This window comes from Mucilaginibacter sp. P4_G9 (assembly GCF_056400985.1).
Window position 1 is genome coordinate 1 of record NZ_JBFUKF010000322.1, and the last position, 5,753, is coordinate 5,753.

A 5,753-nucleotide genomic window follows, 5' to 3' on the forward strand; every position below is an offset into this window, starting at 1 on the left:
AGATAACACAGTAGATAACACAGTTTCATTACACAGGGTAATTCAGGCAAGTCCTGAAAAGGTATTTCGTGCCTTTGCAGACCCAGTAGCATATGCTAGCTGGCTACCCCCTTACGGCTTTTTATGCGAAGTGCAGCAAATGGATTTTAGGGAAGGTGGCAAGTTCCGTATGACCTTTATTAATTTCAGTACCGGTAACGGCCACTCATTTGGCGGAGAATATTTAGAGATAAAACCGAATGAGTTTATTAAGTTCAGCGAGAAGTTTGATAATCCCGATTTACCCGGGGAAATGACAACGACAGTGTGGCTCAATAAGGTTTCCTGCGGCACGGAACTTCAAATAGTACAAACGGGTATTCCTAACGCCATTCCGGCTGAAATGTGCTATTTGGGCTGGCAGGAGTCCCTGGAGAAATTGAAAAAGCTGGTTGAACCCCAAATACCGGATGCATAATTTATTGTAATATGTTATTTCAAGATAGCGATAAATTGACCAGCGGGATCTTCATCACATTTTCCGGAAATTGCAAAAAAGCACTTACGTTTTACCAGGCTTGCTTTGGTGGCATGCTGCATTTTGAAACTTTTGACAAGGAATTACAGGGTTATACGGAAATACCTGTCATTAGCGGTTCCCTGGTTTCTGATAGTATAGTTATTCACGGTTCGGATCTGGTACACAACGAGGGAAGAAAAATTGGAAATTATCTTTCCATTTTTCTTCCGTGTAAAAATGCTGATGACAGAAAGGTACTTATCGAGAAATTAGAATCTGACCGCCGTGACGAGGCAAGCAGGAATTATGTAGAGGATAGTCTGATTGAAGTGACGGATGCTTTTGATGTGAAGTGGGTGTTGGGTCTGTGAGTTGTGCGTACTACGTCTGCCCGGAAAGTAAAACGTTCAACTGGCCCTGAGAGAATCTCCTAAAAGCACAACACCCGCTTTACATAGGATAAAGCGGGTTAACTTGGGTTGAAATAAAAAGAAAGGACCCCTTAATTCATACGATTTAAGGGGTTTTCGACTCGATTGGTATCGCTTTTGTTGGGATAGCAGAATTGTAACCATGGATTTTCGTTTTTCTTATAGGTGATAGCCGAAAATAACAGGAAAATAGTTTTTAGTTATTCTCTGTCTCTATTATTTTAACCCTCAAAGTGAAGCGCTGCAATGATCGAGAATTTCCACTTTCCCGCCAAAAGCCATTGCGCGTCGCGGATGCTGTTCTTGCCAGTCAGATATTCCTCATCAAGTATTTTTTTAAATTTCATTTCCGGGTATAGGTACCAATTAGTAATCAGTTACCTTAAGGTAATCAATATACAAAATTCAGTTCCTTTTCTATAATTTTACCGCAAATTAATTTTACTACAGAAAGATCAAGCAAAGCCCATTGTATAGATAGATTTTTACCCATCCGATCGTTTGAGATCTGTTATTACCATATTTATCGACTAATTTCTTACAATGAGAAAAACGTGTGTTCTGTCAAACCCTCCCATAACAGTAGCCGGGGCTAACTGCGATGTTTCCCTCTCATGCGGATTGTTTGGATTGATTCTGGAAGACACAAATGTAAATATGTATAAGGCAGCATGTTTGCAAGAACGAAAATCGTTATTAAAGCAGTTTGAAAATCAAGAATTATTCCTGGCGATACCGTTAATATGAAATTAAAGCGTATTGATAAACAATTCAACCTGGCCAATAGGTCGTTGGTAGATATTTTTCGTGGTTTTGAAGGCTTGGAAACCGCCGAAAAAAAAAGCAGATCGGTAGTTTGATTACGCCAACCTTCAAAGAAGAAAACAGGGGGTGTTCAAAGATAATGCGCTATGGGGGGATGTTTAGAATCGCTTTTAAAATAAAGTTCCTATTAGGGTAGACAAAAGTGACTCAGCACCTAGATTTTGTATTAAGCGGGCTAGAATTAAACCAAATATTTCGATATTAACCCAATATTTATATTGTTGAACAGGCCGGAGACATCCTCACATTTTGCCGCTTCACATCCAGTTTAATTACGCTATATTAGTCAGCCAGTCCATAATCTTGTTTCCTTTTTTATCCAGTTAAAACAGTGCGTTTAAACTTTCTGATAACGGCCATTATAGTATGCATCATAAAAACTGCTGTTGCGCAAAACAGTCAGTACCAATTTTCGCATTTAGATATTACCGACGGGCTTTCCAACAATCAGGTAAATTGCATTTATAAGGATACTAAAGGGTTTATGTGGTTTGGGACCATGGCTGGCCTGAACAGGTACGATGGTTATAAATTCAAAATATTCAAAAATAACATTCGTGACACCACATCGTTGAGCGATGATTTTATCATAAATATTATGGAGGGCACCTTCAATAAACTTTGGGTACAAACACGCAATGGACTAAATGTATATGACCCGCTGACCGAACGGTTCGAACGAAATATTAACCGCACATTATCTGATCTCTCCATTCCGGGTAATTCGATCAACAACATAAAAAAAGACAGGTACGGCAATTTTTGGTTCCTGCATCCCACGCTTGGTGTTTATAAATATAGTCCAAACTCAAAGAAAACGATACATTTTGAGCATAAGGCCGGCGATACCACTTCGCTTTATGCTGATAACCCGACAGATCTGTCCGAGGATTTAAATGGTAATATTTTACTGATCTATCAAAACGGAATTATTGAAAAGATAAATCATCATACCAATAAAATCGATCAGAGAATATACGCCGTTAACAAAATATTCAGCAATGAACAAAGTACGTTTAGGATTTTTATTGATCGCCAGAACGATTTATGGGTGTTCAATGTCAATAATCCCCACGGTATATATTATCTGAATTTAAAACGTAATATCGTTAAGCACATCAATACAGCTTCTGCTGGCAGTCACTTAAATTCCGATGTTGTTACTAATATTATTCAGGATGACAAAAATACGATCTGGATAGCAACGGATAATGGCGGGATCAATCTTTTAAATAAAAGTGATTTCACAATTCAATACTTAGTAAAAAGGGAGGACAATAGTAAAAGTTTGGCGCAAAACGCTACAATATCACTTTTTAAAGATAATACAGGAATTGTTTGGATAGGTACTGTTAAAGAGGGCATCAGTTATTATCATGGGGATATTATCAAGTTTCCCCTGTATAAGCATTATTCTTCCGACCCCTCCAGCATAGGTTATGATGATATTAATAAGTTCGCTGAAGATAAAAAAGGCAACTTATGGATAGGCACCAATGGTAAAGGCCTTATTTATTTTAACAGAAAAGATGGCACTTTTACGAGTTATCTGCACAATGCATCCAATGCTAATAGTTTAGCCAATAATGTTATTGTTAGTTTATGTGTAGATCATGAAAATAAGCTATGGATCGGTACCTATTTTGGGGGGTTGGATTGTTATGACGGCAAAACTTTCACGCATTACCGGCACAACGACGCTATCCCCAGCAGCATATCTGACAATAGCATCTATGAGATCATGGAAGACTCTTCTCATCGCTTATGGATAGGGACGCTTAACGGCGGGCTTAATTTATTAGAACCTGGCAGGCAAATCTTTAAACACTATAAAAAAGATAGTCCCGGTTCTATTCTAAATAACTATATATCAGGTTTGGCAGAAGATGAAGACCATAATATATGGATCAGCACTTCTTATGGGATTAATGTCTTGCTGAATAAATCGCATAAATTCATTTATTATTTAGCCGACCCGAAAAAAGGCAATAGCCTGATCAACGATAACGTTACCAATTTAACCGAAGATTCCAGGCATCTTTTCTGGATAGCTACCCGCAATGGCTTAAGTATTTTTGATAAATCAAAAAGGCAATTCACAAATCTCAGGAAAGAAGACGGACTACCCGACAACGCGATCCTGGATATATTAGAAGACGATAACCATAATATGTGGGTAAGCACACCCAATGGATTGTCGAATATTATAGTAAAACAACAAAATGGAAAATTGAAATTCCAGTTTGAAAACTATAATGAAACCGACGGTTTACAAGGGCGTGTATTTAATGAAAACGCATCGTTAAAGACAAAAAGCGGCGAACTGGTTTTTGGAGGGCCGCATGGCTTTAATGTTTTTAACCCTTCATCGATAAAATTGAACAAAGGAGCCCCCAATTTAATCTTGACTGATTTTCAGCTTTACAACAAGAGTATAAATGCAGGCGACACCTTAAACGGGCATGTTGTACTTTCAAAATCTATAACGGAAACCAAAAGCATAACCTTAAAATACAATGAAAGCGCCTTTTCGATAGAATTTGCAGATCTGAACTTTTTCAGTCCGGGTAAATCTAAACTCGAATATAAATTAGATGGCCTTGATAAAGAATGGATAACCAGCGATACGAGGATAAGAAAAGCTACCTATACAAACATGGATGCAGGTAATTATGTGTTCCGGGTAAGGGCCTCAAACGCTGAAAGGATACCGAATACCGATAGTTTGACCTTAAATATAAAAGTATTGCCCCCATTCTGGAAATCGCCAATAGCCTATGTTATTTATGTATTTTCCATACTTGGAATCTTGTATTACATCCGCAAACAGGGCATTAAAAAAATAGAAACCCGCTTTGAGATTGAGCGTGAGCGAAAGGAAGCAAAGGACAAGCACGAGCTGGATTTAATGAAAATAGATTTTTTTACCAACGTTAGTCACGAATTCAGGACGCCTATTTCCCTGATTATGGCACCGGTTGAAAAATTGCTAAAGCAGGCTGACGATAATTATAGCCGGCGAAAGCTTCAATTGATCCACGAAAACTCTAAGAGGCTGCTTAATATGATCAATCAGCTATTGGATTTTAGTAAAATAGCAGTGAAAAAAATTCAGCTTGACCTGCATGAAGCTGATATTATTAAAAGCATTAAAGAAGCATGCGATTTGTTTATCGATGTGGCAGATAAAAAACATATCAGGTTTTCATTTAAGTGCGATATAGACTTGGAATTTGTGTTTTTTGATCAGGATAAAATTGAAAAGGTGCTTTTTAACCTACTCTCCAACGCCATTAAGTTTACACCCGACTACGGTATTGTTGGGGTTGAAGTAAAGCTGCTGGAAACCGACAGCAAAGAATTGACTTTGCTCGAGATTAGGGTGAAAGATTCAGGTATTGGTATCCCGGTTGAAAAGCATAATAAAATATTCGAGCGATTTTTTCAGAATGACATGCCCGCATCACTAATTAACCAGGGAAGCGGGATTGGCTTATCAATTACAAAAGAGTTTGTTGACTTGATGAGCGGTATTGTTTCTGTTGAAAGTGAACCTGGAAAGGGAAGCTGTTTTATAGTTAGGCTGCCACTAAAAAAATCGGCAAAGAATAGCTTAATAGGAGTTGAAAATGTTCCTCAGGAAGTTGAAGTCCCTAAGCCTGATATGCCGCGCCAGGAGAAGCGCAATAAAAATATTACCATTTTGATTGTAGAGGATAACCCCGATTTCAGGGCGTATCTCAAAGACGATCTCAGGCAATTATATACCATTGCCGAAGCTGCAAATGGCAAAGAAGGCTGGCAGAAGGCGCTGGCTTTACATCCGGACCTAATCATCAGCGATATTGACATGGCCGAAATTGACGGCATCGATTTTTGCAAAAAAATACGGAGTGATAAACGCACCGAACATATACCATTTATATTAATTACCGCTTTTACCGGAGATGAAAAGCAACTGACCGGTTTGGAGACCGGGGCAAACGATTACTTGTCCA

The 5,753-nt window shown here is 38.4% G+C and carries 4 protein-coding genes; 3 read left to right on the forward strand and 1 reads right to left on the reverse strand.

Annotated features, from left to right (window positions below):
- Together AC1DPZ_RS20685 and AC1DPZ_RS20690 are read left to right on the forward strand one after the other, a co-directional pair.
- Positions 1-457, forward strand: a 457-nt coding sequence (locus AC1DPZ_RS20685) for an SRPBCC family protein (RefSeq protein WP_477406957.1), incomplete at its 5' end; no start/stop codon positions are given.
- A gap of 11 nt (positions 458-468) precedes the next feature.
- The gene (locus tag AC1DPZ_RS20690) at positions 469-870 is read left to right on the forward strand and encodes a VOC family protein (RefSeq protein ID WP_477406959.1); all 402 of its coding nucleotides are present in this window, start codon (positions 469-471) and stop codon (positions 868-870) included.
- A 281-nt stretch (positions 871-1,151) separates the two neighbouring features.
- On the opposite strand, the gene AC1DPZ_RS20695 is transcribed toward AC1DPZ_RS20690, so the two are convergent.
- Positions 1,152-1,277, reverse strand: a complete 126-nt coding sequence (locus AC1DPZ_RS20695; protein ID WP_477406961.1) for a hypothetical protein — start codon at positions 1,275-1,277, stop codon at positions 1,152-1,154.
- Between the two features lie 809 nt (positions 1,278-2,086).
- On the opposite strand from AC1DPZ_RS20695, the gene AC1DPZ_RS20700 reads away from it, so the two are divergent.
- The coding region (locus AC1DPZ_RS20700; RefSeq protein WP_477406963.1) for a two-component regulator propeller domain-containing protein at positions 2,087-5,753 on the forward strand (3,667 nt) is incomplete at its 3' end.